The organism is Leucobacter celer subsp. astrifaciens, from assembly GCF_001273835.1.
GTDB classification, from domain to species: domain Bacteria; phylum Actinomycetota; class Actinomycetes; order Actinomycetales; family Microbacteriaceae; genus Leucobacter; species Leucobacter celer.
The window spans coordinates 1-24,523 of sequence record NZ_JHEI01000143.1 but is presented as its reverse complement, the minus strand read 5'-3'; the positions used below and the strand labels follow the sequence as shown (position 1 = coordinate 24,523).

The window sequence follows — 24,523 nt, the reverse complement described above, 5'->3', positions numbered from 1 at the left end:
CGGAGCGCAGCGGATCCGTTGGAACGGAGGATCCGGCAGAACAGAGGATCCGGCAGAACAGAGGATCCGGCAGAACAGAGGATCCGGACCGGAGACGGGCCCGATCAGGCCCGGGCGATGGACTGCAGGCGATCCACCAGCAGATCCAGCCAGGCCCCGACGTGCTCCCGAGCCTCGCGCGTATCGGGATATCGGCAGCGCAGGTGCAGACCCGACTCGTCGAGGATGAACCAGAGCATCACGCCGTCGGTGCGGATCGTGGCCCCGACGTACTGCGCTTCGAGTCCCACGGCGTCGACGCGCACCGGCAGGCGGCGCAGATCCAGCCACGAGATCGCGAACATGCCGGGAGCCTCGGGCATCCCGCCCCACGGCTGCAGGATCCGCTCGAGCGGCCACGATCCCAGCCGCACCGCCTCCTTGATGGCGGCGGCGCAGGCCGCCGGGCCGGAATCCGCCGCCTCGATCACCGAGTTCGTGATGAACCATCCCACGGAGTCGTGCCAGGTGCCGTCGTACCGGCTGTGCACCGGGAAGACCGCCCGCAGCGGCGCGTCGGCGAGTTCGCGGGTCACGGCGGTCATGGCCGACACCGCCATCGAGAGCGTGGAGACCTCGTGATCCCGCGCACGCGCGGCGAAGGCGGCGCTGCGATCGACGTCGAGCACATCGCGCACCTCGACCCGTTCGGGCTGCGGCCCGCCGGGGCCCAGGGGCAGCGGGAACAGCGGCATCACGCCGCCGCTGGCCTCGATCACCTCGGCCCAGCGGCGATGGATCTCGACGGGAGCGTCGGGGAGATCCTGCAGCGTCCGCGTGTGCTCGGCGAAGGCCGGTGCCGGCGGCAGCTCCGGCTCCGCGCCGGTGCGCGCGGCCTCGAGCGCCGCGAGGAAGTCGCGCGCGATCACGAGCATCGACCACATGTCCACGTGCGAGTGGTCGGCCCCGATCACGATGGTGGGACCCGCCGCGGTCTCGAGCACGCACATGCGGTGCGAGGGACGGTCGAACGGGGCGCAGTGGCGGTCGAGCACCTCGCGGATGGCGTCGTTCACCGCCTGGCCGGGTGCGATCGTGTGCTCCACCCAGGCCCCGGGGAAGACCTCGATCTCGTGCAGTTGCGCCTCTCCGTCGTCGCCCGGCACGAACACCGAGCGCAGGGTGCCATGACGGGAGACGACCCGCAGCCACGCCGCTTCGAGCAGCTCTCTCGCCACCGGCTCGTGCAGCCGGAACGAGAGCGCCATCCAGGAGCCGGCGCGGTCGCCGCCGCTCACGTGCCGCTTCTGGTCGAACGAGATCGGGAGTGCGCGGCCCGGGCGGGACATGGTCACGTCGTAGCCCAGCAGCCGCCCGAACGGCAGCCGGAGATGAGCCACGTTGGTCAACCGCATAGCGGTACCCTATCCCCTGCAGACCCGAACTGCGTTCAGAGGAGTCCCGATGCCGACATTCCCCGTAGCCGGAGCCGAGCTCGAGGTGGAGATCAGCGACGAGGGAGGGCACCCGGTGGTGCAGCTCCACGGCCTCACCTCCAGCCGCTACCGCGATCGGGTACTCGATCTCGACCTCGGCCGCGGCCTCAGCGGCACGCGTCTGCTGCGCTACGACGCGCGCGGACACGGGCACTCGTCGGGCCGGGCGGTGCCCGACGACTACACCTGGCCGAACCTCGCCGACGATCTGCTGCGGCTGCTCGATCACTGGTTCCCCGGCGAGCAGGTGCACGGCGTCGGGCCGTCGATGGGGTGCGGCACGCTGCTGCACGCCGCGGTGCGGGATCCGGATCGCTTCAGCGGATTCACGCTGCTGCTGCCGCCCACCGCGTGGGAGACCCGCGTCGCGAAGGCCGAGGAGTACCACCACGCCGCCGCGTTCATCGAGGAGCACGGCCTCGAGGCGTTCAGCCGCATCGCACGAGCCGCGAGCCAGCCGCCCGCGACCGTCGGCACCCCGGAGACGCGCCCGGAGGTCGCGGAGCGGATCCTGCCCGCGGTGTTCCGGGGCGCGGCGCTCAGCGATCTCCCCGCCCTCGACGACATCGCGCGGATCGATGTCCCCACGACGGTGCTGGCCTGGACCGACGACTCGGCCCACCCGGTCTCGACATCGGAGAGGCTCATGGATCTGCTGCCGCGGGCGACGCTCTCGGTGGCCTCGACCCCGGCGGAGGTCTCGACCTGGCCGGGTGTGCTCCGCACGGACGTCGCGCGGCACGGGCAGGCCCCCGCCCGATCGTGAGCGGCCGACGGGCTTAGCCGCGGCCCAGCCGGGGACAGCAGCCGCCTGACGCAGCCGGCGCGTTCGGCGGTCAGGCCCCGTCGTGCTCGGAGCGGAACACGTGCACGAGCGCATTCGCGTGCCCGTGCCCCATCCCCTGCTCCTTCAGGTATGCAACCTGGTCCATGTGCTTCTTCCCGGCGAGCGGGCGCAGTTGCTCGATCCACTCGTCGATGGGCTTGCCGTATTTCGCCTCGATCGAGGGGAAGTACGACTTCGGCCCCTTCACCGGTTCGCTCATGGCGGTCTCCTTGCAACTCGGCGCGGTGCTGCGCGGTCCTGTCCGGTCCGACGCTAGCAGCGAAACCCCCGGCTCGTCACGCCCGATCCGTGTGCACGAACAGATCGCGCAGCAGGCAGATCTCCGAGAGATGGTGGATCAGCTCACGGTTGATGTGCAGCACGAGCGCCGCCATCGACCAGTCCGCGTACGGCCCCTCGGCCTCGCCGCAGCGCCGCGAGAGCCCCGCCTCGCCGAGCGACTCGACACCCCTCAGCCACCGATCGAGCTCCTCGTCGAGCTGCTCCAGCGCTCCCGCCGCGGTCTCGGCGTACTCGAAGGTGAAGTAGTCGACCGGTTCGCGGCCGAAGTGCGAGGCGTTGCGCATGGCCAGCACACCGACGATCACGTGACCGAGCCGCCAGGCGATCGTCGTGAGGGGCGCCGGATCGGGCGCCGGGATCGCGAACTCGATCGTCATGGCGCCGGATCCGCCCTGCACCGGGGCTGCACTCGTGCCCTTCGGGCGCAGGTTCCAGCACCCCGGCACCGGCTCCCAGAGGTACTCCTCGTCGCTCAACCCCGCGAGCCGCTCGCGCACCTGATGCACCCAGTGCCATTCGACCTGCTCTCTGAGCAGCGCGTTCCAGGTCTCCTGCTCCGCGGCGCGAGCGTTCATGATGCCTCCTCCGGTCGACAGTTCCATGATGACTCGGATCTCGGGAGAGAGCATTCAGCTTGCCTCGGCCCGACACGGCGGGGCCCGAAGCAGTGAGGGCCCGGCGCGGCGGAGGCCCGACGCAGCGAGGCCCGACCTCCCCTACTGCGCGTCGAAGCCCCGTTCGGCCTCGCGCGCGGCCTCCTCGACGGTGGCGACGTACCCGCGCCACCACTCGGCATCTCCCCCGGGCAGATTCGATGCGCCCGCTCGCATTCCGGCCTCGCCGTCGATGAGCTCGCGGAGGATATCGGCGTGCCCCGCGTGCCTGTTCGTCTCGGCGATGACGTGCACGAGCAGACGCCTCACGGTGACCCGTTCGTCGCCCCACCACGGCACGACGCCCGTGGCGTACGGCCCGAGTTCGCGCACGGCGGCGTCATCTGCCCGCCACGCGGTCCGATAGAGCCCCACGATGAACTCGCGCGACTCGTCAGCGGCGGCCCACATATCGGCGTTGTCGGGGGCGGTGTCGGCGAGCCACGGCGTCTCGAACACGGGCGTGCGGCCGAGGCACTCGGTGAGATAGCCGTGCTCGGTGCTGGCGACGTGCTTCACGAGGCCCAGCAGGTTCGTGCCCGTCGGCGTGAGCGGCCGGCGGATGTCGTACTCGCCGAGGCCCTCCAGCTTCCAGAGCAGCGCATCGCGGGACGCCTGCAGGTAGCGCAGCAGCAGTTCGATCTCGTCTTCGGGTGGCATGCGCACAGCGTATCGGCAGCATCCGACACCGGGTGGAGGGCGGCGCTGCGCGGTCGCCGGAGCAAGGCGCGAAGCGACGGAGCGCGGCAGAGCGGGCGGCCGGTGCCCTCGGCACGGCGGGCAGAATGGAGGTATGCGACACGAGACCGAGCGCCTTCGGCTGCGCGAGCTGACCGCAGAGGATCTGCCCGCGCTGCGCGCGATTCTGCAGGACCCCGAGACGATGACCGCCTACGAGGGACCCTTCGACGACGCTGAGGTCGATGCGTGGCTGGCGCGCATGCGGGACCGCTACGCCGAGGACGGTTTCGGTCTCTGGGCGGTCCTCCTGCGGGAGAGCGGGGAGATGATCGGGCAGTGCGGCTTGACCAGGCAGTGGATCTCCGGTGAGCAGGTGATCGAGGTCGGCTACCTCTTCCGGCGGGAGCACTGGCACCGCGGCTACGCGACCGAGGCGGCCGCCGCGTGCCGCGACTACGCGTTCGACGTGCTCGGCGCCGATCGCGTCTATGCGCAGGTGCGCGACATCAATCTGCCGTCGATGAACGTGGCGATCCGGCTCGGGATGACCGTGCGCACCCGCTTCGTCAAGCACTACCGCGGCGTGGACATGCCGCATCTGGCGTTCGCCGTCGACCGCCCGTCGGCTGAGCGAGCGGAGCCTCCCTCCGCTGATTGAGCGAGCGGAGCGAGCGTCGTGCTGAGCGACGAGCACAGCGACGAGTCGCAGTATCGAAATCAGGGAACCCCCGGTCCGCTGCGACGTCGGCGCACCCTACGCCGCCCCTGACCCCAGCAGGAAGGCCCGCAGCGCGGCGACGACCTCGTCGGGCTTCTCCGAGTGCACCCAGTGCCCGGCGCCGCGCACGGTCATGCGCCGTGTCCGCGGGAAGAGCTCGCGCATGGCCGGCCCGTCGGCGTCGGAGACGTAGTCCGACCTGTCGCCGCGTATCCACAGCACGGGCCCGTCGAACACGCCGCCGCGCATGTCGGGGAAGCCCATCACGGTCTGGATCTCCTCGTGCAGCAGGCGCAGGTTCGGCTCCCACGCGAAGTCGGCCCCGGCCCGCTCAGCGGGATCCCCCGCTTCCGTGCGCCGCAGGTTCTGCAGCAGGAAACCCCGCACGGTCTCGTTCGGGATCGCCTCGCGCAACCGCTCGTGAGCGTCGACCCGCCGTTCGAGCGTCGCGAGGTCCAGCCCCGCGAGCGCGCTCAGCAGGTGCACGAAGTCGCCGCGCGACGACGCCGATGCCGCCGGCGAGATGTCGATGACGACGAGCCTGCGCACCAGATCCGGGTGACGCAGGGCCAGCACCATCGCCACTTTGCCGCCCATCGAGTGCCCCACCACGTCGACCGGACCGTCGCTCGCGAAGCCCTCCCGCAGGTGCGCCGCCACCAGATCGGCCATCTCGAGGTAGTCGAAGCGGGTGGTCCAGCCCGACTGACCGTGATTCGGCAGGTCGACCAGCAGGCTCTGCGCCTCGGGCAGCAGGCCGGAGGCGATCCTCGTGAAGTTCTTGCCCCGCCCGAAGAGCCCGTGCAGGAAGACGACACGATGCGGGGCCGCATCTGCCCCGGACTGCGCGGATCGCGCAGGGCCGTCGACGGTCGCGGAGTGCAGCGGGGTCGAGAGCTGGTCGGTCACGCCCTCAATCTACCGCCTCGGCGTTGTCGCAGCGCGTGCCGGTCAGGAGACGCGCGTGACCACACTCGACTTGAGCTGCAGCTTGCCGAATCCCGGCACCCGCGCGTCGATATCGTGATCCCCCACTCCGTCGGTGATGAGACGGATCCCGGTCACCTTCGTGCCGACCTTGATGGCGCCGCCACCCCCTCCGGAGACCTTCACGCTCTTCACGAGCGTGACCGTGTCGCCGTCGCTGAGCACGTTCCCGACCGCATCGCGGACCACCCGTTCGCCATCGGCGGCGTCATCCGCAGCAGCGTCCGCCTCGCCCGCGGCCCACTCGTGCCCGCACATCGGGCAGACGAGCAGCGCCCCCTGCTCGTAGGCGTACTCGCTCGCGCACTCGGGGCACGGCGGCAGCCGGGGCTCGGTCTCATCGGCCGATGCCGCACCGTTCGCGGAATCCGCGTTCATCTCTCAGTACCCGCCGTCTCTCGGAGCGGTCGCGGCGACCGCCTTCGTCGCACAAATATACCTTCTCGGTCGTGGCGGCCTGTGGCGGCCCTCGTGCCGCCGCCCGGCATCGATGCGGTGAACCGCGTGGACGGCCCGGGGTGCGCCTCCTCCGGGAGGGCGCACCCCGGGCCGTCTCCTGCGGGTCCTAGCTGCTCTTCTTCCGACCCGTGATGAGCCCCCAGATCAGGAGGACGAGAATCGATCCCCCGATCGCCAGCGCCCAGGTCTGCAGGGAGAAGAACTCCTCGAGGCTCGCGTCGAAGAGCAGGCTCCCGAGCCAGCCGCCGAGCATCGCGCCCACCACACCGAGGATGAGGGTCGCGATCCAGCCGCCGCCCTGCTTCCCGGGGAGGATGAGCTTCGCGATGGCGCCCGCGATCAGGCCCAGGAGGAGAAAACCGAAGAAACCCATTGTGTTCCCTTTCACTTCCGAAGTTCGTGATGTGCCGCTCACGCGGCCCGAGACTATTTGAGGGCGTCCTTGACGTTCTCTCCGGCCTGCTTCAGGTCGGCCTTCGTCTGGTCCGCCTGACCCTCTCGCTGCAACTCGTCGTTGCCCGTCACCTTGCCGGCGACCTCCTTGGCCTTGCCGGCCAAATCCTGGGCCGCGTTCTTGATCTTGTCTTCAGCACTCATGCTGCGTTTCCTTTCGTCGTGCGCATACCCCGGTCCGGATATGCGCGGGTGATGCGGCTCCGCTCCCGGGAGGAGCGGGCGCGTCAGCCGGCGAGCTTCCGAGAAGCCCTCTTGAGCTGTTTCTCGGTGCGCTTCCGGGCCTTCTTGATGGCTGGGCTGTTCCACGTCTTCTTCGCCTGATCGCGGATCTCTCGGTATCGGCCGCGCCCCGCCTGTGCGCCGAGCACGTAGCCGAGCGCACCCGCGCCCGCCGCGAGAAGAACCGTGCTGAGTCTCATCTGTCTCCCTCTTTTCTGTCGGGTACCCGGAATCCCCCGGGACCTATTGGATGCGGCGCGCCCCGCTGGTGCGGGTGCGGATGCCTCCCGCGATGTCGACCACGACGGGGATCTCCGTGCCGAAGGCCTGGTCCCATCTGTCCACGATGGCCTGGATCTCGCCGGCGATCCTGGACGGAGAGGCGCCCTTCCTCGCGGCAACCGAGATCCTCAGCGCCGTGGTCTTCCGCAGGGTGTGGCCCGTGACATGCACGGAGAGCACATCGGTGTCCGTGCGGATCGCCTCCGAGAGCGACTGCTCGGCCAGCCCGAGATCGACGATCACCGACCCGGCGACCGCACCCTCGGGACCGGTGCGCTGGAGGACGCGAGAGGCTCGTCCGCCTCCCTGGCCCGCCATGACCATCACCGCGAGCACGATGAGCAGGACCAGCACCGCGAGCAGCGCGAGCCAGATCCACGAGTGGCCGAGGATCTCGAGCCGTGTGCTGGCGCCGAGCTCCTGAACGGCCTCGGACGCCTGCGCCGCCGAGGCCGCCCACCGCTCGCTCGTGTCCGGGCTCAGAGCCAGGAGCAGCACTGCCGCGCCGCCCGCCGCGAGGAGTGCTCCGAGGATCAGGAGGATGCTGCGGTTGAGCCATCTCGGTGTCGTGTTCATGCGCCCACCAGTCCCCTCTCTCCGACGCGCACCCGGCCCGTGAGGCGCGGGGTCAGGTCGTACTCCGTGATCTCGTCCTCCATCGCCGCCACCGCCTGCGCGCGGTCGACCGGCACACCGGATATCGGCGTGATCGCCGCCTCCACGGATCCGCGGCCGACGCTGACCCGGATCTGCTCGCGCGGTACCCCAGCGGTGTTCGAGAGCCGCGTCGCGATCCCCGACGCGATGACGCGGTCGTCGACCAGGATCGCGGTGCGTCCGGCCATGCGGGAGTGCTTGCCGCGCCGTCCCGGCAGCAGTGCGCACAGCAGCAGCACCGCGCCGATCAGCAGCAGCACCGCGCCGGCGGCCGCCAGGCTTCCGTCGGGGCTCTCCGTCGCGCGCAGCACACCGAACGCGAGTTCGACGGGCGAGAGCAGGATCGCCCCCGCGCCGAGCAGATGCAGCACGATCTCGGTGCCGAGCCACGCGGCGACGACGACGAGCGCCGCGAGCACGATGACGACCGCCGCGGAACGCGCCGAGTGGCTTTCACGGCGGATGACCCGGCGGTACAGGCGATTGCGCGTCATGAGACTCTTCCTCTCTCTCGGATCAGGGCACCGGTCGCCTCGAGGGTGACCGCTCCGACGCGGCGTCCGGAGAGCTCGGTCACCTGATCGGCGATCCGTGCTCTCGCGCGCTCCGCTCGGACCATCACCGGCGTCGCATCCGGCACGGGGCTCCGGCGCTCGGCCGGCCGGCCGAGCGGAGCGATGACCAGGGGCGATTGCACTCGGATGCCGAGTTCGCCGGACGCGTCCGACACGGAAGCCCGCACCTGCCGCACGGGCACCTCGAGAACGGTCGCGGCGATCGCGGCCGTCAGCTGCGTCAGCGCCTTCCCCGTGATCCGCGTGCGGCCGGGCGGTGCGCCGCGAGACGCGGAAGCCGCCGGTATCGAGGACGCCGCCCGAGCGCCCGTCTCGCCGGTCATGAGGATCGGCGGCCGCGGAGCGCGTCGGCCACGGCGCGGACGTCGAGTCTGCCGTCGAGCACTCGCGCGATGCCCGCTCCGACGGCCATCGCCACGGCCACGAAGAGGAAGGCCCAGAACCCGAGCACGATCCAGGTCAGCGCGAGCACCGCGCCGGCGGCCATTCCGACAGCCGTGCGGCTCATCGGACTCGAGCCTCGCCGTCGTGCCCCGCCGCCTCGTCCGCGTCGCGTCCGTCATCCTCGGTGGGCACGTGCACGTCGCTGATCGTGACGTTCACCTCGGCGATCTCCATGCCCACGAGTTCGGTCACGGCCTTCGCCACCGCAGCGCGCACACGATCCCCGAGCTCCTGAAGGGGCACCGGATACTCGGCGACGAGCGCGATGTCCGCGGCGACCTGCGTCTCGCCGACCTCGACGGAGACGCCCTGAGCGAGGTCCGTGTTGCCGACCGCGTCCCGCACAGCTCCCATCACCCTGGCCATGCCGCCCCCGAGAGCGTAGACGCCCGGGATGTCCCGCACCGCGATTCCGGCTACCTTCGCGACGACGGAATCGTCGATGACGGTCTTGCCCTGCACCACCGGCTCGGAGACCGCGGCCGAGCGCGCGGTCGCCGGGGAGGGAGCGGTGTTCTGTGCGTTCTGGTTGGTTGCCATGTTCCTGCCTCTTTCGTGTGTTGGCCGTACCCCACAAGTCGTTGCCACTGCCCGAAGGCGTGACCTAGGGTTGCCAATGAGACGGACGGAGAGCCTCCGATGTCACAAACCCGTCCAACTTTATTTTTTGCGCGGTGGAGGGAGAGCCGGTGCCAGCAGGTGCGCTCGAAGACGCCCCGGATGCATTCCTCGTCCTGCGCGCGACGGACGGAGACACCCGCGCATTCGAGGTGCTGGTGCGACGATACGCGGGGCTCATGCGCGCCTACGCCGTGCGCCTCACCCGCTCCCCCGCCGACGCCGATGACGCGGTGCAGGAGGCGTTCATCACGGCGTGGGACACCCTTGACACGCTGAACGATCCGGCCGCCGTGAAGCCGTGGCTGATGCGCGTGGTCAGCCGGAAATCCATCGACCGCGTCCGAGCCCGCCGCGGCGACGCCGCACTCGAGGACTGGGATGCGCCCGCCCCGGACAGCAGCGGCCCCGAACAGCGGGTGCTCGTGCACTCGCAGCTCGAGGCGGTCGTCGGGATCCTCGATCGCCTGCCGGAGATGCAGCGGCAGTGTTGGGTCCTCAAGGAATCCGGCGGGTACTCTTACCAGGAGATCGCGGAGGAACTCGACGTTCCGGTACCGACGGTTCGCGGCGCGCTCGCGCGCGCTCGGCGGGCCCTCATTCGAGGATTGGAGGACTGGGCATGAACCCGCAGCCCCCGTCTCACGATCCTCGAGACCGGCACCCCGACGCTCTGCCCGAGCCGATCGGGGGGTTCGCGCTCGAAGAGCTCTCCGAGTACGTCGACGGCGGGCGCGACCCGCGACGCCCCGACATCGAGCAGAACGCCGAGGCCAGGCACGCCGTGGACCAGCTGGAGCGGCTCAGGGCGATCTCCGAGGCCCTGCTCACCGCGGAGTCGGAACCCGAGATCGGAGAGTCCTGGTTCCAGGGAGTCCTCACCAGGCTCTCGCGAGAGGTGCGCGCCGGCCGGGAGGTTCCGATCTCCTCACCCTCCGAGTCCGCGAGGCTCACCGTCTCCGAAGGAGCGCTCCGGGCCCTGATCCGGAACGCCGGCGACGCCCTGGGCGGCGCGGCGATCGGGCGCACCCGGTTCGACGGCGATCTCACCGTTCCGGGCGCCCCGATCGTCGTCCACGTCGACATCGCGGCCTACGCCGGCACCCGCCTCCCGGACCTGGCCGATCGCGTTCGCAGCGCCGTTCAAGCCGCGATCCGGATGCATACCGAGTTGGAGGTCGCAGCGATCGACATCACCATCACCGATGTTCTGGTGCGACGAGGCGAGGGGGATCGGCGATGAGTAGCGCGAGCACCATCGCCGAAGCACTCGTGAAGCTCATCGGCGACGATCCCGGCGTCAGGGAGATCTTCCCGGCGCCCGGCCTCGCCGCCGCAGTCGCGGTCGTCTCTGAGATGCCCGCCCCGCTCGTGCGCGTCGCCGAGAACGACGAGGGCACCGAGATCACCGTGACCCTGTGCACCCGGAGCACGGTGCCGACGCCTCAGACGCTCCACCGCCTCGCAGACCGCATCGCGGAACACCTCTCAGCCGAGAGGGACGGCGATCACACGCTGCGCGTGCGACTGCATGTCGGCAGCATCGACTGAGGCGAGGTGATCCTGCTGATCCGTCCGGCGCCCGCCCCGCGCCAGGACCCCGGCACCCCCTGCAGCGTGACGACTATTCGGCGCTTTCGCACGAGAACGCCCACATGACCCCGAAGCGGTCGAAGACCTGGCCGTACAGGTCCCCCCAGGGCGCCACTTCCAGCGGCATGCCCACCGACCCGCCGCCGTCGAGCAGCTTCTGGAACAGCTCGCGCGCCTCCTCGGGCGTGTCCGTCGTGTAGAGCAGCGAGTAGGCGGTGCCGCGCACCGGATAGTCGTTGCCGTCGTCCATGGCGTCGCCGCCGGCGATGACTCCCGCGGGCAGTGTGAGGGTCGCGTGCGCCACCGCCTCGGGATCGGGTTCGAACGGCATGCCGTCCAGGGGCACATCCCCGTATCGCAGGATCTGCAGTTCACCCCCGAAGACCTCGTGCCAGTGCTCCATGGCCTGGGCGGTCGTGCCGGGCAGGGCGATGTAGGTGGCGAGTGACTGAGCCATGGGGTCTCCTTCGACGTCGGGCTGACCACTTCAGTATGCGATGCCGGCTCGCGGGGCGGAACCCCCGGATCGCACACGGAGGTCACAGCGCCGGCTTCGACCCGGCGGGTTCGGTGCGACGGCGCTGCGCGAGCGCTCGGGGCGTCGGCGCAGCGCTACTCGCGGCCGGCGCGACGAAGCTGCGATCCGGCGACCGCGAGGAACATCCCGAGCCCGGTCGCGAACGCGCTCACACCGTAGGCGAGCACCGACGTCATGAGCGAGGTGCGCAGTGCCGCCGCGGTCGAGAGCGACGAGCTCAGATTGCGCAGCTCGCGGGCCTCGTCGCTGCTCGAGTCGACGCCGCGCAGGGCCTCGCTGATGTCGGCGAAGGTGCGCCCGCCCGCCCCGCGCTCGGCGTTGCCCTTGATCACGAGCGCCTGGACGTACGCCGTCGCCGGATCCTGCACCCGCCTGCCGGCGAGCACGGGCGCGTTGCCCGGCACGGTGATCTTCTCGTCGCGCAGCTGCTTCGTGACTGCGAACCATGCCCCCGCGCCGGCAGCGGATAACAGCGCACCCGTTGCGACGGCGAGCCCTCCGACGCGACGGAGAGAGCGGGCGGAGCGGTCAAGAGTCATCGTCGATCCTTTCGTCACCGGGACACCGAAGCGAGCTACCTCAGACGTTGAAACGCCACTCGCAGACGTCGCCGTCCTGCATCACGTAGTCCTTGCCCTCCATGCGGGCCTTGCCCTTGGCGCGAGCCTCGGCGACCGATCCCGCCTCGACCAGGTCCTCGAACGAGATGATCTCGCCCTTGATGAAGCCCTTCTCGAAGTCGGTGTGGATCGTACCGGCGGCCTGCGGCGCGGTCGATCCCTTCTTGATCGTCCACGCGCGGGCCTCCTTGGGGCCGGCGGTGAGGTAGGTCTGCAAGCCGAGGGTGTCGAAGCCGACGCGGGCCAGCTGGTCCAGGCCGCTCTCCTCCTGACCGATCGAGGCCAGCAGCTCGGCGGCGTCCTCCGCGTCGAGCTCGATGAGCTCGCTCTCGATCTTGGCGTCGAGGAAGATCGCCTTCGCCGGCGCCACGAGCGCCGAGAGCTCGTCGAGCCTCGCGCGATCCTGCAGCACGGCCTCGTCGACGTTGAAGACGTAGAGGAACGGCTTCGCGGTGAGCAGACCCAGCTCCTTGATCGGCTCGAGGTCGATGCCCGCGTGCGAGAGCACCTCGCCGGCGTCGAGCGCGGCCCGCGCGGCCTTCGCGGTCTCGACGACGGAGGCATCGATCTTGCGGTTCTTCAGCTCCTTCTCGAAGCGCACGAGCGCCTTGTCGAGGGTCTGCATGTCGGCGATGATCAGCTCGGTGTTGATCGTCTCCATGTCGCTCGCGGGGTTCACATCGCCGTCGACGTGCACCACATCGGGATCGCTGAAACCGCGCACCACCTGCGCGATCGCGTCGGCCTCGCGGATGTTCGCGAGGAACTGGTTGCCGAGGCCCTCGCCCTCGCTCGCGCCGCGCACGATGCCGGCGATGTCGACGAAGCTGACCGGAGCCGGCAGGATCCGCTCGCTGCCGAAGATCTCCGCGAGCTTGTCGAGCCGCGGGTCGGGCAGGTTCACCACGCCGATGTTCGGCTCGATGGTCGCGAACGGATAGTTCGCGGCGAGCGCGTCGTTCTGGGTGAGTGCGTTGAAGAGGGTGGACTTGCCCACGTTGGGGAGTCCTACGATGCCGATAGTCAGAGCCACGAGGGTCCAGTCTACCCGTCGCGCCGTCGCCCTGCGCGGCTCCGCACATCTTCCGCGGCCCCGCCTGAACCCCGCGCGTGCAACACGGAGTCCGATGTGTGGTCTCGCCCGCGGCCTACCCGCTGCCCAACTGCTGCTTCCCCGCTGCTTCCCAGGGCTTCCCCGCTGTGATGACGACGGGGATCAGTTCGCGCCGTCGAGATCCACCACCTCGAACTCGAGCAGAGCGGCGCCGGTCGCGACGGGCTTGCGCGGCTGCTCGCCCGCGCCGTGCGCGTGGGCTTCGGCGTTCTCGCGGGAGTCCCTCCACGCCGCGAAGTGCTCCTCCGTCTCCCACTGGGTCACGACGAAGTAGCGGTCCTCGCCCCGCACCGGGCGCAGCAGTTGGAAGCCTTGGAACCCGGGCGAGGCGTCGACCGCATGTCTGCGGGCGGCGAATCGTGCTTCGATCTCCGCCCCCTTCCCATCGGGAACCGTGATGGCGTTGATCTTGACGACGGGCATGGGCACCGGCCTTTCGCTCTGGGATTCATGTGATGAATGTCTCCAACGTACTCCCACCCCGTACCACCCCGTCCCCCGCTCCCGACCGAGCCCTCTCCGAGGCCTGCTGCGGGGCTGCTCGGGCGCACCTCACGGTCCTCACCCGTTCGATGCCTGGAGTCCGAACGCACCGGAGCGGCCGATCGGCGCGGTCTGTCAGCGGTGTATGCCAGGGTAGATGCGTGCCCGTTAGTGCCGACCACACAATCACGATCGTTGCTCGCTGGGGTGACATCTCAGTAATGGATATTTAATGCCCGTCGACTTCACCGCCATCGATTTCGAGACCGCCAACAGCCATCCCTCGTCGGCCTGCGCGGTCGGCCTCGTGCGGGTGCGCTCCGGCAGGGTGGTGGATCGCGCCGAGTGGCTCATCCGTCCCCCGGCGGGCCACGCCGAGTTCCTCCCCTTCAACATCAAGATCCACGGGATCACGGCCGAGATGGTCGCGTCCGCGCGCACCTGGGAGGATCAGCTCGACGAGCTGCGGGAGTTCATCGACGCCGACGTGACCGTCGCGCACAATGCCAGCTTCGACATGGGCGTGATCCGCGCGGCCTGCGCCGAGACCGTGACCCCGACGCCCCGGCTCAAGTACCTGTGCAGCGTGCAGGTGTCGCGCAAGACCTACGAGATCCCCTCGCACCGGCTCCCGCTCGCGGCCGAGGCGGCCGGCTTCGGGGAGTTCGCGCACCACGACGCGCTCGCCGACGCCGAGGCCTGCGCGGCGATCATCTCGGACGCGGCGCGCCGGCACGAGGTCGACGATCTCGTCCAGCTCGCCAAGAAGACCGGCCTGCGCATCCAGCAGCTCAAGGCGATCCCGCTCAAGCTGTAGGCGATGGGCGAGTCGGTAGAGTGAGGCGCATGCGAGCAGAACGGCGTTGCACGCTCACCGCCGCGGCAGCCGCGACGACGAGCGCAGCACTGCTGCTCTCCGGGTGCTCGCTCCACCTGATGGAGCGGGGCTGGGCGTCCGATCTTCGGGAGGTGTCCGGAGTCGTCGCGTCCGACTGGTCGTACCGCAACAACTGGCCCAGCTCGGGCCCGCACTCCACCGGCGAACTGACGCTCGAGCCCGGCGTCACCGCGGATCAGGCGCGCAAGATCGCGCAAACCAGCTGCGAGTCCGCGTCGCGCCCCCTCGATAGAGTCGAGGCCGAGGCCGACGCGGCCGACGGGTCCTGGCATCTGAGGGCGTACGACCTCGGGGATTCCTGTTTCCCAGCCGAGCGCCTCGTCGCTTTCTCCGGGATCGCCGCGGCCGCCACAGGTGGTGAGGAGCCGTTCTCCGGCTCGCTGGAGCTGGCCTTCTTCGAGGCCGACGAGCTGTCGGCGCCGAGCGACGGGCTGAACCCCGAGCTACGGCTCACCGCCACTGCAGCCGAGGTCGGGATGCTGGCTCCGTTCCTGGACCATCTGCGGCCGGCGGTCTCCGGATTCGTCGCCGAGATCGAGCTGGGTGACGAGCAGAAGACCGTCGGCACGGGCTCGCCCGGGCCCGCGGTCTCCCTGCGCCTCGCCCCGGGGGAGTTCCCGTCGGCGCTGCCGGAGCTGCTCGGGCTCGCGCTCAAGGAGGACTTCGCCGCGCTGCGCTACGAGGGCAACGCCCTGACGGTGGCCATCGCCTCGTCATCCGACCTTCCGGCGGCGCGGAGCCGACTCCTCGCCGCCTCGGAGGGCCACGATCTGGCCGTCGACGTGAGGCTGCCCCGCATGACCGGATCGGATGACCCGGGTCCGGAGGATCGACTGGTTGAGGCCGTGCTGGCGCTTCCCGGGGTCGAGCGGATCGAGTTCGACCGCTCGACGTCCTGGGGACCGGGCCCCGTGATCAGGGTCTCCGATACCCGAGGGCTCGACGAGCTCGTGACCCTGCTCGTCGAGCAGAACCCGGGCGAGGTGCCGTTCCGCATCCTCGGTCCCGGCGAGGACCAGCCACTCGAACTCGACATCTTCGGCGGCGCGCTCTCGTCCGAGGAGGTGCTGCATCTGTACGAGGTCGCCGACGAATTCTCGGCGGAGGTGACGGGCGTCGAGTTGGTCATGGTGCGGGTGCTCGATGCCGACCGCACGCTGCTGCGAATCGACATCGCGGAGTCGGCCTCGGCCGCCGAGGCGCAGACCGTGCGCGACCGGGTGCGGGCGCTCGTGCCCGATCCGGCGTTCGATCGCATCATCATCTCCGACCCCGACAGCGACGAGTTCTCGGTCGAGATCAAGGACGGGGCTGAGGCGTCGGAGCCGTAGATCTGCCTCCCCGGGATCCTCGGATCTCCCGCTCGCCTCGCGCGACCACCGTGCCGCGCGCCGTGAATGTCGGTGGTTGCTGGGACGATGTTCCCATGACACCCCTCACGACCCTCCTCCTCGTCATCGCAGCGCTGGTCTTCGGCGGTGCGGGTCTCGCGGTCGGGCACCGTCTCGCCGCCGCCGCCGGGGAAACGCGCGTCCGCGAGGCGGCCGCGCGCGCCGAGCAGGAGCGCTCACTCGCGGTGCAGCAGGCGCGACTCGACGCCGAAGCGGGCGCACGCCTGCTGCGCGAAGAGCTCGCCGCCGCAGAGACCCGCGTGCAGGGGCTCGAAGAGCGGCTGCGGGACGCGCACGCGCACGCGCAGCAGCGATCCGAGTTGGACCGGGAAGAGCAGCGCGTGCTGCAGCAGCTCGCGCCGCTGCGCGACAGCCTGGGCAAGCTGGAGCACACCGTCACGAACATGGAGCAGCAGCGCGTCGCGCAGCACGGCGAGCTGGCCGAGCAGCTGCGGCAGGCCGCGCGTGCCGAGGAGAAGCTGCGGGGCACGGCGGAGAATCTCGCGGCGGCTCTGCGCTCGAACAACACCCGCGGCCTCTGGGGCGAGACGCAGCTGCGGCGCATCATCGAGGCAGCCGGCATGATCCAGCACGTCGATTTCGAGGTGCAGCAGCAGCTCACCACCGAACGCGGCGCGGCACGGCCCGATCTCGTGGTGCACCTGCCCGGCGGCAAGTCGATCGCCATCGACGCCAAGGTGCCGTTCGACGCGTATCTCGAGGCGCAGCACCTCGGCAACGGCGCTTCGAGCGCCGACGAGGCCGACGGGAGGGCGACCGAGGCCCGTCGCGATGCACTCCTGGCCAAGCACGCGAAGGCGCTCCGCGAGCACATCGTCGCGCTGAGCAACCGCGACTACTGGTCGGCGCTGCCCGACTCCCCCGAGCTGGTCGTCGCCTTCGTGCCGAGCGAGTCTCTGCTCTCCAGCGCGCTCGACACCGACCCGCTGCTGCTCGAGTACGCCTTCGAGCGGCGAGTGGCACTCGCCTCCCCCGTCAGCCTGTGGGCGATCCTCAAATCGATCGCCCACAGCTGGAGGCAGGAATCGCTCACGGCCGAGGCGCGCACGCTCTTCGACCTCAGCCGAGAGCTGCACACGCGCATCGGCCGCACGGCCACGCACCTCGACAAGCTGGGCCGCACCCTCTCACGGAGCGTGCAGGACTACAACGCCTACATCGGGTCCCTCGAACGCCAGGTGCTGCCCACCGCGCGCAAGATCGGCGCGCTCAACGGAGACCGCATCGGCACCGAGCCCGCGCAACTCGACGACGCCGTGCGCCCGCTCGTCGCTCCCGAACTTCGGCCGGGTACGACCGAGGACTCGGACGAACGCGTCTGAGCGCTCGAAGCACACACTCGGCGAAGAGCCGATCGCTTCAGCGCCCCCTCGGAGGATGCGCCGCCGCGCCGCGGATCAGATCCAGCGGTTGGGGTCCATGTCGCTGATGACGTGGCGGATCGTGCCCGAGTGGGAACGCATCACGATGCTCTCCGCGCGCACGAACGGCCCACGGCGCTGCACGCCCTCGACGAAGTCGGCCGACGTGATGCCGGTCGCCACGAAGTAGGAGTTGTCGCTCGACACCAGGTCGTTCGCCTCGAGCACCCGGCTGAGGTCGTGCCCGGCGTCGATCGCCTTCTGACGCTCGTCGTCGTCCTTCGGCCACAGACGGCCCTGGATGACACCGCCGAGCGCCTTCACGGCGCAGGCGGTGATGATGCCCTCGGGAGTGCCGCCGATGCCGACGCACATGTCGATGCGCGAGTCCCACCTGGCAGCGTTCACGCCACCCGCGACGTCACCGTCCATGAGCAGGCGCGTGCCGGCTCCGGCCTCCCGGATCTCGGCGATCAGCTGCTCGTGCCGAGGCCGATCCAGCACCGCGACGCGGATGTCGGACACATCGACCTTCTTCGCCTTCGCAAGATCGCGGATGTTCGCGCCGATGGGCTTGCGGATGTCGACCACACCCACACCGTCGGGACCGCACACGAGCTTGTCCATGTAGAACACCGCGGACGGGTCGTACATGCTGCCGCGGTCGGCCACCGCGATCACCGAGAGCGCACCGGGGCGCCCCTCTGCGGTGAGCCGGGTGCCGTCGATCGGGTCCACCGCGACGTCGCAGTCGGCGCCGTGCCCGTTGCCGACCACCTCGCCGTTGTAGAGCCACGGCGCGTCGTCCTTCTCGCCCTCGCCGATCACCACAGTGCCGTTCATGTTGACCGTGGCGAGGAAGCGGCGCATTGCGTCGACCGCGGCGCCGTCGGCCGCGTTCTTATCGCCGCGACCGATCCACGGCGTCGCGCGCATCGCGGCCGCCTCGGTCGCACGCACCAACTCCATCGCGAGGTTGCGATCCGGCTGCCATTCACCAAGCGAAACAGGTTCCGTCATATCCCCAACCCTACCCCTAGACTGGAGTGGGACCGCGGCCGATGCCGACCCGCTCAGACGCAAGGAGATCCGAAACCCATGCCCGTCGCCACTCCTGAACAGTATGCAGCCATGCTCGACGCAGCCAAGACCGGGGGATTCGCCTTCCCCGCGGTCAACGTCTCGAGCTCGCAGACCATCAACGCCGCGATTCAGGGTTTCGCCGAGGCGGGTTCCGACGGCATCATCCAGGTGAGCACCGGCGGTGCCGACTACTTCTCGGGTCACACGGTCAAGAACCGCGCCCGCGGCGCCATCGCCTTCGCCAAGTACGCGGAGGAGGTCGCGCAGTCGTACGGCGTGACCGTGGCCCTGCACACCGATCACTGCCCCAAGGAGGCGCTGGAGGGCTTCGTGCTTCCGCTCCTCGCCGCGAGCGAGGAGCGCGTCGCGCAGGGCGGCCTGCCCTACTTCCAGTCGCACATGTGGGACGGATCGGCCGTGCCGCTCGATGAGAACCTCGACATCGCGAAGCAGCTGCTCCCCCGCCTCGCCGCCATCGGCGTGATCCTCGAGGTGGAGATCGGTGTGGTCGGCGGCGAGGAGGACGGCGTCAGCCACGAGATCAACGACCAGCTCTACACGACCCTCGACGACGCGGTGGCGACGGTCGAGGCGCTCGGCCTCGGCGAGCAGGGCCGCTACCTCACCGCGCTCACCTTCGGCAACGTGCACGGCGTGTACAAGCCGGGCAACGTGCAGCTGCGACCCGAGCTCCTCGCCGAGATCCAGTCGGGCCTGCAGGCGAAGTACGGCACCGGCGAGAAGCCGCTCGACCTCGTGTTCCACGGCGGTTCCGGATCCACTCCCGAGGAGATCGCGGAGGCGGTGCGCAACGGCGTGATCAAGATGAACATCGACACCGACACCCAGTACGCCTACACCGAGCGCGTCGCCGACTACATGCTCAAGCACTACGACGGCGTGCTCAAGATCGACGGCGAGGTCGGCGACAAGAAGCAGTACGACCCCCGCGCCTGGGGCAAGATCGCCGAGAACGGCATGGCCGCACGCGTGGCACTCGCCGCGGAGCAGCTCGGTTCGGCCGGGAAGTCGGTGAGCGCCTAGTGGCCGAGCACCAGCGGCCGGAGGACGAGCGCCCCGCCCGTCCCACTCCCGCCTACGGCGAGCTGGCCCCGGAGGGCTGGGAGTGGAAGCCCCCGGCGGACCCGTCAGACCCGGCCGCGGGAGCCTCGGCCGCACCGGCGAACGACGCGCCCGCGCAGGGATCCGCCCCCATCGCAGGGGTGCCTCACAACCTGGGGGCAGGCGGCAGTCCCGCTGCGCCCGCACCCGCGTACCCGTCGCGCCAGAGCGAGAACCAGAACCAGAACCAGAACCGGGGTGACTCGTCCCCCTACCGCGCGACCGAGCCCCAGGCCGCGCCGGCACCTCCTGCCGATGGGCGCAAGCCCCGCGTCGCCGACCGCGTGATCACGATCATCCTGCTCGTGATCGGCGCGTTCGGCGCTCTGAACTCGGCCGCCTCCTTCTTCTCGCTGGAGTCGCAGCTGCGACTCACCGCCAACATGATCGGCATCGACTCCCCCGCGATCGCACCCTGGGTGGGCACGCTCGGCATGGTGAGCGGCTTCGCGGTGCTGCTGCTGTTCGCGGTCACGCTCATCTTCTCGATCCAGCGCATGCGCGCGCGCAAGCTCGCCTTCTGGGTGCCCCTCGCAGCCGGCGCCGTCGCCGTGCTGCTCGCGCTGATCATCCCGATGATCGCGATCGGCGGAGCACCCGAGATCATGCAGCAGCTGGAGAACGACCCCACGGGCTCGCTCGAGCGCATGATGCAGTACCTGCAGGGCCTGCAGTAGCCATGAACCGCCTGTCGCGGGGCGTCGTCTCCCGCTACGCGATCGGCTCCCTGGCGACGGGCGGTTTCGCGACGCTTCCGGGCCTCGTGCTCGTCTACTTCCTCACCGATTCACTGGGTGTCACCGCGCTCGCGGCGGGAGCCATCGTCACGCTCGCCAAGGTGTGGGACGTGCTGATCGACCCGGTGATCGGCGGGCTCAGCGACCGGGCGCTCGCCCGAAGCGGATCCCGTCGCGGGCCCATGCTCCTCGGGTCGATCGGCCTGCCCGTCGCCTTCGTGCTCACCTTCGCCGTGCCGAGCGGCTTCGGTCCCCTCCCGTCGGCGCTGTGGGTGCTCGTCGCCTTCGTCGCCGCAGCGACCTTCTTCAGCCTGTTCCAGGTGCCGTACATCGCACTTCCCGCCGAGCTGACCGACGGCTACCGCGAGCGCACCCGACTGCTCACCTGGCGAGTGGTCGTGCTGACGCTCGCGATCCTGCTCTTCGGCGCGGGCGGCCCCGAACTGCGCGGGCTGTTCCCCGAGGACCCCATGCTCGGCTACCTCGTCATGGCCCTGGGCGCCGCGATCGTCCTGGCCGCGGGCCTGCTCGTCGCGACGAGCGTCGTGCCGCGCGGAACTCCCGCGGTGGCCGCCGACCGCGGAGCGGATCCCCCGCTCGGAGCGCTCGCCCACTACCGAGCCGGGCTCGCGGTGCTGCGCGAGAGCCAGCCGTTCCGGGCACTGCTCGCGACATTCATGCTGCAGGGGCTCGCGACGGGGCTGATGCTCGCGGGCGCGCAGTTCGTCGCCGCCTGGATCCTGCGGGACGAGGGCGCGGTCACCGTGCTCTTCATCGCGCTGATCGCACCCGCGCTGCTCGTGGCGCCGCTGTGGCGGCTGGTGGCCGACCGGGTCGGCAAGGAGCGAGCCTTCCGCCTCGCGAGCCTCGTGTTCCTGCTCGCGACGCTCGCGCTCACCGGCATGATCTGGGCTCCGGGGTGGTGGATCGTGGCACCGGTCGCCCTCGCCGGCGCGGCGTACGCCGGGATGCAGACGCTGCCCATGGCGATGCTGCCCGACGTGATCAGCTACGACAGGATCGGCGCCGCGACCAGCGGCACCGCGGTAGACGGCACCGCGGTAGACGGCACCGACGCAAACGGCACCGATGCAGACCGCGCCGCGGCGCGCGGCAGCCGCGCGGGCGTCTTCGGCGGGGTGTGGACCGCCGGCGAGACGGCCGGCATGGCGCTCGGCGCCACCGTGCTCACCGTGGTGCTCGCCCTCACGGGCTACGTCGAGTCGACGGCCGGCGTCTCCGTGCAGCAGCCGGCGGCCGCCATCGCCGGGATCGCGACGTCGTTCAGCCTGCTGCCCGCAGCGCTCATGCTGCTGAGCCTGGTCGCGCTGGGCCGGTACCGGCTGCGGGAGCACGATCTCGTGCCGGAGAACTCGCGATGAGCCCGGACTCGCGCTCCGCCGAGATCCTCGCCCGACTGCGCGAGCTGCGCACCCGAGACGCGCCCACCCACGGCGGCCGCACGCTCGCCTACGTCTACGATCCGGGACTGCCCGAGCTCGACGATCTCGCCGCTCGGGCAGCCGAGATCGCCCGGCCGCTGAACGGCCTCGACCCCACGGCCTTTCCCTCGATCGCGGCGATGGAGCGCGACCTGATCGCGTTCGCACGACGGGCGCTGCACGGCGACACGCGACAGGCGCGGGTGGTGGGCAGCGTGACCAGCGGCGGCACGGAGAGCTGCCTGCTCGCGGTGAAGACGGCGCGGGATCTCTGGCGTGCGGCGGATCCGAGGCGGCTGAGCTCCCGTCCGCGGCTCGTGGCTCCCACCACGGCGCACGCAGCGTTCCAGAAGGCGGCCCGCGCCTTCGATCTCGACTGGGATCCGGTGCCGTGCGAGCCCGACGGCTCCGTGCGCTCGGAAGAGTTGATCCGTCGGCTCGCCCCCGACGTGGCCCTCGTGGTGGTCTCGGCCCCCGCCTACCCGAGCGGCGCGCTCGACCCCGTGGGTCCGGTGGCCGCCGCCGCGGCCGCCCGCGGCATCTCCTGCCACGTCGACGCCTGTTTCGGCGGCCTCGTGCTGCCGTGGTGGCCGGGGCTCGCGGCGTGGGACTTCCGCGTGCCGGGGGTCACGAGCATCTCGGCCGATCTGCACAAGTACGGCTACGCCCCGAAGGGCGTCTCGGTGCTGCTGCACCGCGGACGCAGGCGCCACCGCGCGCAGTTCTTCGCCACCACCCGCTGGCCGGGATATCCGGTGGTCAACCCGACACTGCTCGGCTCGCGGTCAGCGTCGCCGACCGCCGCGGCCTGGGCGATCACACAGCGCCTCGGAGCGCAGGGATACGCCGAGCTGACGGCCCGGTGCGTACGCGCGACGGCGGCCATCGTCGCGGCGGTGGAGCGCATCGACGGGCTCGTCGTGCAGGGTCGCCCGGCGGGGCCGGCGATCGCGCTCATCACCGACGAGTCGGTGCCCCCTGCAGCGCGGGTCGATCCTCATCACCTCGCCGACGAGGTCGCCCGGCTCGGGTTCCGCATCCAGCACCAGCCGGGCTTCCCCCAGGCGAACGGCGTGCGCCTGCCCCACAGCGCGCACCTCACCGTCACCCCGGTCACCGAGCGCGCGCTTCCCGAACTCCTCGCCGCGCTCACCCGCGCGGCCGACACCGTGCGGGGCCGGCCGCGCGCGAACCCGCGTGCGGAACTCGCCGCCCTGCGCATGCTGGGGTACGGTTCGGGCGCGCGCGTGCCGGGCCCCAGCGCGGCCTGGCGCATCCTGCGGGCGGCGGGGGTGCGCGTCGATGCGAACGGCGGCCTCCCCGGGCGCCTCGCACCGCTCATGGCGCTCGCCGAGCAGCTGCCGACGCCCGTCGCCGAGGCGCTGCTCATCGAACTGCTGGCGCGCGTCTCGGAGCCCTGATCCCGCGCCGATGGCCGATCCCGCGCCGGTACTTCCCGGATCGGGGATCCCGAAGCGGTTCGGATCGCCGGCAGATCCCGAGCGACGACTCCGCCCAGCGTTCCTACTGACGCACGCGCCCGCCGAGTGCGCGCGCGTCCGTCCGGCCCGCCGCGTCCTGGCGCAGCTCCTTGGGCAGTGAGAACACCAGGTCCTCCTCAGCGGTCACGGTCGCCTCGACGTCGGAGTACCCCGCGTCGGCGAGGTCGTCGAGCAGCTCCTGCACCAGCACCTCGGGCACCGATGCCCCGCTCGTCACGCCGATGGTGCGCACGCCGTCGAGCCACTCCTGCCGCACCTCGCTCGCGAAGTCGACGCGGTACGCGGCCCTCGCACCGTACTCGAGGGCGACCTCCTTGAGGCGCACCGAGTTCGAGGAGTTCGCGGATCCCACCACCAGCACCAGATCGGCGCGCGGCGCGATCTGCTTGATGGCGACCTGCCGGTTCTGCGTGGCGTAGCAGATGTCGTCGCTCGGCGGATCCTGCAGCAGCGGGAAGCGCTCGCGCAACCGCCGCACGGTCTCCATCGTCTCGTCGACCGAGAGGGTGGTCTGTGAGAGCCACACCAGGTTCTCGGGGTCGCGCACCTCGAGCGAGTCGACCTCGTCGGGCGAGTTCACGATCGTGATGTGTTCCGGGGCCTCGCCGCTGGTGCCCTCGACCTCCTCGTGGCCGGTGTGACCGATGAGCAGGATCTCCATGTCCTGCTTCGCGAAGCGCACGGCCTCGCGGTGCACCTTCGTGACGAGCGGGCAGGTGGCGTCGATGGCGTGCAGGCCGCGATCCGCAGCCGCGTGCACCACCGCGGGAGAGACCCCGTGAGCCGAGAACACGACGTTCGCTCCCTCGGGCACCTCGTCGACCTCCTCGACGAAGATCGCCCCCATCTTCTCCAGGGTGCGCACCACGTGCACGTTGTGCACGATCTGCTTGCGCACGTAGACCGGCGCCCCGTAGCGATCCAGCGCCCGCTCCACGGCCACGACCGCACGGTCCACCCCGGCGCAGTACCCGCGCGGCGCGGCCAGCAGCACCTGCTTCGCTCCGCCGACCGGCAGATCCTTGAGGCGCCCCGCCTCGCGTCGCATGCGCGGCATCGCGAGAGACACGACCGGCGCCCCGACGGTGCGCTGATCCCGGATCCTCTCCGCGGTCGCCCGAGTCTCGCTCATGCCCCGAAGTTTACCCGGCCTCGCTGATGCCCGGCCCCAATGCCCGCCGGCCCCGCGCCCGCGTCCGCGCCCGCGCCCGCGTCCGCCGCAGCCCCGCCCCGCCCCCTCATTCTTCTTTTCTTCGCGCGTCAGT

Annotated in this window: 32 protein-coding genes; 12 read left to right on the top strand and 20 right to left on the bottom strand. The window is 70.6% G+C overall.

Annotated elements, in window-relative coordinates:
• Nucleotides 1-104: 104 nt before the first annotated feature.
• Nucleotides 105-1,394, bottom strand: coding sequence for a condensation domain-containing protein (locus AMS65_RS14390; protein WP_083451728.1), 1,290 nt, complete (start codon nt 1,392-1,394; stop codon nt 105-107).
• A 49-nt stretch (nt 1,395-1,443) separates the two neighbouring features.
• Here AMS65_RS14390 and AMS65_RS14385 point away from each other — a divergent pair, with 49 nt between their 5' ends.
• A complete protein-coding gene (locus AMS65_RS14385; protein WP_053384876.1) occupies nt 1,444-2,241 on the top strand; it encodes an alpha/beta fold hydrolase in 798 nt (265 codons plus the stop codon).
• Between the two features lie 70 nt (nt 2,242-2,311).
• Here AMS65_RS14385 and AMS65_RS14380 read toward each other — a convergent pair whose 3' ends face one another.
• From AMS65_RS14380 to AMS65_RS14370, 3 genes are all read right to left on the bottom strand, one after another.
• Nucleotides 2,312-2,521 carry a DUF4287 domain-containing protein gene (locus AMS65_RS14380; protein WP_053384875.1) on the bottom strand — a complete coding sequence of 70 codons (210 nt, stop codon included), beginning with the start codon at nt 2,519-2,521 and terminating at the stop codon, nt 2,312-2,314.
• A 76-nt stretch (nt 2,522-2,597) separates the two neighbouring features.
• Complete coding sequence (locus tag AMS65_RS14375) at nt 2,598-3,179, bottom strand: DinB family protein (protein WP_053384971.1); 582 nt, start codon at nt 3,177-3,179, stop codon at nt 2,598-2,600.
• Between the two features lie 141 nt (nt 3,180-3,320).
• Nucleotides 3,321-3,917 (bottom strand): DinB family protein, encoded by a 597-nt coding sequence (locus AMS65_RS14370; RefSeq protein ID WP_053384874.1) that lies wholly within the window; start codon nt 3,915-3,917, stop codon nt 3,321-3,323.
• Between the two features lie 133 nt (nt 3,918-4,050).
• On the opposite strand from AMS65_RS14370, the gene AMS65_RS14365 reads away from it, so the two are divergent.
• The gene (locus AMS65_RS14365; protein ID WP_053384873.1) at nt 4,051-4,596 is read left to right on the top strand and encodes a GNAT family N-acetyltransferase; all 546 of its coding nucleotides are present in this window, start codon (nt 4,051-4,053) and stop codon (nt 4,594-4,596) included.
• A gap of 96 nt (nt 4,597-4,692) precedes the next feature.
• Here the strand turns inward: AMS65_RS14365 and AMS65_RS14360 are convergent, their stop codons facing one another.
• From AMS65_RS14360 to AMS65_RS14320, 10 genes are all read right to left on the bottom strand, one after another.
• Nucleotides 4,693-5,565, bottom strand: a complete 873-nt coding sequence (locus AMS65_RS14360) for an alpha/beta fold hydrolase (protein ID WP_053384872.1) — start codon at nt 5,563-5,565, stop codon at nt 4,693-4,695.
• A 42-nt stretch (nt 5,566-5,607) separates the two neighbouring features.
• Nucleotides 5,608-6,021, bottom strand: coding sequence for a zinc ribbon domain-containing protein YjdM (locus AMS65_RS14355; protein ID WP_053384871.1), 414 nt, complete (start codon nt 6,019-6,021; stop codon nt 5,608-5,610).
• A gap of 187 nt (nt 6,022-6,208) precedes the next feature.
• Nucleotides 6,209-6,475 carry a GlsB/YeaQ/YmgE family stress response membrane protein gene (locus AMS65_RS14350; RefSeq protein WP_053384870.1) on the bottom strand — a complete coding sequence of 89 codons (267 nt, stop codon included), beginning with the start codon at nt 6,473-6,475 and terminating at the stop codon, nt 6,209-6,211.
• A gap of 53 nt (nt 6,476-6,528) precedes the next feature.
• Complete coding sequence (locus tag AMS65_RS18815; protein ID WP_075201022.1) at nt 6,529-6,699, bottom strand: CsbD family protein; 171 nt, start codon at nt 6,697-6,699, stop codon at nt 6,529-6,531.
• A gap of 83 nt (nt 6,700-6,782) precedes the next feature.
• Nucleotides 6,783-6,977, bottom strand: coding sequence for a hypothetical protein (locus AMS65_RS14345; protein ID WP_053384869.1), 195 nt, complete (start codon nt 6,975-6,977; stop codon nt 6,783-6,785).
• Nucleotides 6,978-7,020: 43 nt separating this feature from the next.
• On the bottom strand, nt 7,021-7,635 hold the full coding sequence (locus AMS65_RS14340) for a hypothetical protein (protein ID WP_053384868.1): 615 nt from the start codon (nt 7,633-7,635) through the stop codon (nt 7,021-7,023).
• Nucleotides 7,632-8,210, bottom strand: coding sequence for a DUF6286 domain-containing protein (locus AMS65_RS14335; protein WP_053384867.1), 579 nt, complete (start codon nt 8,208-8,210; stop codon nt 7,632-7,634). Before AMS65_RS14335 ends, AMS65_RS14340 begins: the two co-directional genes overlap by 4 nt.
• On the bottom strand, nt 8,207-8,614 hold the full coding sequence (locus tag AMS65_RS14330; RefSeq protein ID WP_053384866.1) for a hypothetical protein: 408 nt from the start codon (nt 8,612-8,614) through the stop codon (nt 8,207-8,209). Before AMS65_RS14330 ends, AMS65_RS14335 begins: the two co-directional genes overlap by 4 nt.
• On the bottom strand, nt 8,611-8,799 hold the full coding sequence (locus tag AMS65_RS14325; protein ID WP_053384865.1) for a DUF2273 domain-containing protein: 189 nt from the start codon (nt 8,797-8,799) through the stop codon (nt 8,611-8,613). Before AMS65_RS14325 ends, AMS65_RS14330 begins: the two co-directional genes overlap by 4 nt.
• A complete protein-coding gene (locus tag AMS65_RS14320; RefSeq protein WP_053384864.1) occupies nt 8,796-9,275 on the bottom strand; it encodes an Asp23/Gls24 family envelope stress response protein in 480 nt (159 codons plus the stop codon). Before AMS65_RS14320 ends, AMS65_RS14325 begins: the two co-directional genes overlap by 4 nt.
• Before the next feature lie 149 nt (nt 9,276-9,424).
• Between AMS65_RS14320 and AMS65_RS14315 the strand changes: the two genes are divergently transcribed.
• From AMS65_RS14315 to AMS65_RS14305, 3 genes are read left to right on the top strand one after another with little or no spacing between them, the layout of a single operon-like run.
• A complete protein-coding gene (locus AMS65_RS14315; RefSeq protein ID WP_053384863.1) occupies nt 9,425-9,979 on the top strand; it encodes an RNA polymerase sigma factor in 555 nt (184 codons plus the stop codon).
• The gene (locus AMS65_RS14310) at nt 9,976-10,596 is read left to right on the top strand and encodes an Asp23/Gls24 family envelope stress response protein (protein ID WP_053384862.1); all 621 of its coding nucleotides are present in this window, start codon (nt 9,976-9,978) and stop codon (nt 10,594-10,596) included. Before AMS65_RS14315 ends, AMS65_RS14310 begins: the two co-directional genes overlap by 4 nt.
• On the top strand, nt 10,593-10,904 hold the full coding sequence (locus AMS65_RS14305) for a hypothetical protein (RefSeq protein ID WP_053384861.1): 312 nt from the start codon (nt 10,593-10,595) through the stop codon (nt 10,902-10,904). The genes AMS65_RS14310 and AMS65_RS14305 overlap by 4 nt, the downstream gene beginning before the upstream one ends.
• A gap of 73 nt (nt 10,905-10,977) precedes the next feature.
• Here AMS65_RS14305 and AMS65_RS14300 read toward each other — a convergent pair whose 3' ends face one another.
• From AMS65_RS14300 to AMS65_RS14285, 4 genes are all read right to left on the bottom strand, one after another.
• Nucleotides 10,978-11,403 carry a VOC family protein gene (locus AMS65_RS14300; RefSeq protein WP_053384860.1) on the bottom strand — a complete coding sequence of 142 codons (426 nt, stop codon included), beginning with the start codon at nt 11,401-11,403 and terminating at the stop codon, nt 10,978-10,980.
• 155 nt (nt 11,404-11,558) lie between these two features.
• The gene (locus tag AMS65_RS14295; protein WP_053384859.1) at nt 11,559-12,023 is read right to left on the bottom strand and encodes a hypothetical protein; all 465 of its coding nucleotides are present in this window, start codon (nt 12,021-12,023) and stop codon (nt 11,559-11,561) included.
• A 40-nt stretch (nt 12,024-12,063) separates the two neighbouring features.
• Nucleotides 12,064-13,137 carry a redox-regulated ATPase YchF gene (ychF, locus tag AMS65_RS14290; protein WP_053384858.1) on the bottom strand — a complete coding sequence of 358 codons (1,074 nt, stop codon included), beginning with the start codon at nt 13,135-13,137 and terminating at the stop codon, nt 12,064-12,066.
• Nucleotides 13,138-13,320: 183 nt separating this feature from the next.
• Complete coding sequence (locus AMS65_RS14285; RefSeq protein WP_053384857.1) at nt 13,321-13,641, bottom strand: antibiotic biosynthesis monooxygenase family protein; 321 nt, start codon at nt 13,639-13,641, stop codon at nt 13,321-13,323.
• A gap of 292 nt (nt 13,642-13,933) precedes the next feature.
• Here AMS65_RS14285 and AMS65_RS14280 point away from each other — a divergent pair, with 292 nt between their 5' ends.
• The 3 genes from AMS65_RS14280 to rmuC all read left to right on the top strand — a co-directional run bounded on the left by AMS65_RS14280 (nt 13,934) and on the right by rmuC (nt 17,333).
• Nucleotides 13,934-14,518, top strand: coding sequence for a 3'-5' exonuclease (locus AMS65_RS14280; protein WP_053384856.1), 585 nt, complete (start codon nt 13,934-13,936; stop codon nt 14,516-14,518).
• A 29-nt stretch (nt 14,519-14,547) separates the two neighbouring features.
• The gene (locus AMS65_RS14275) at nt 14,548-15,930 is read left to right on the top strand and encodes a hypothetical protein (protein WP_053384855.1); all 1,383 of its coding nucleotides are present in this window, start codon (nt 14,548-14,550) and stop codon (nt 15,928-15,930) included.
• A gap of 95 nt (nt 15,931-16,025) precedes the next feature.
• On the top strand, nt 16,026-17,333 hold the full coding sequence (rmuC, locus tag AMS65_RS14270) for a DNA recombination protein RmuC (RefSeq protein WP_075201021.1): 1,308 nt from the start codon (nt 16,026-16,028) through the stop codon (nt 17,331-17,333).
• Between the two features lie 75 nt (nt 17,334-17,408).
• Here rmuC and glpX read toward each other — a convergent pair whose 3' ends face one another.
• Entirely contained in the window at nt 17,409-18,392 is a 984-nt protein-coding gene (glpX, locus tag AMS65_RS14265; RefSeq protein WP_053384854.1) for a class II fructose-bisphosphatase, read from the bottom strand.
• A 78-nt stretch (nt 18,393-18,470) separates the two neighbouring features.
• Between glpX and fbaA the strand changes: the two genes are divergently transcribed.
• The 4 genes from fbaA to AMS65_RS14245 are packed head-to-tail and all read left to right on the top strand — an operon-like array spanning nt 18,471 to nt 23,177.
• Nucleotides 18,471-19,499, top strand: a complete 1,029-nt coding sequence (gene fbaA, locus AMS65_RS14260) for a class II fructose-bisphosphate aldolase (RefSeq protein WP_053384853.1) — start codon at nt 18,471-18,473, stop codon at nt 19,497-19,499.
• Nucleotides 19,499-20,254 (top strand): DUF6264 family protein, encoded by a 756-nt coding sequence (locus AMS65_RS14255; protein WP_053384852.1) that lies wholly within the window; start codon nt 19,499-19,501, stop codon nt 20,252-20,254. Before fbaA ends, AMS65_RS14255 begins: the two co-directional genes overlap by 1 nt.
• Nucleotides 20,255-20,256: 2 nt before the next feature.
• Nucleotides 20,257-21,696 carry an MFS transporter gene (locus AMS65_RS14250; RefSeq protein WP_053384851.1) on the top strand — a complete coding sequence of 480 codons (1,440 nt, stop codon included), beginning with the start codon at nt 20,257-20,259 and terminating at the stop codon, nt 21,694-21,696.
• On the top strand, nt 21,693-23,177 hold the full coding sequence (locus tag AMS65_RS14245) for a pyridoxal phosphate-dependent decarboxylase family protein (RefSeq protein ID WP_053384850.1): 1,485 nt from the start codon (nt 21,693-21,695) through the stop codon (nt 23,175-23,177). Before AMS65_RS14250 ends, AMS65_RS14245 begins: the two co-directional genes overlap by 4 nt.
• Before the next feature lie 103 nt (nt 23,178-23,280).
• On the opposite strand, the gene AMS65_RS14240 is transcribed toward AMS65_RS14245, so the two are convergent.
• Nucleotides 23,281-24,315, bottom strand: coding sequence for a 4-hydroxy-3-methylbut-2-enyl diphosphate reductase (locus AMS65_RS14240; RefSeq protein ID WP_053384970.1), 1,035 nt, complete (start codon nt 24,313-24,315; stop codon nt 23,281-23,283).
• Between the last annotated feature and the right edge of the window lie 208 nt (nt 24,316-24,523).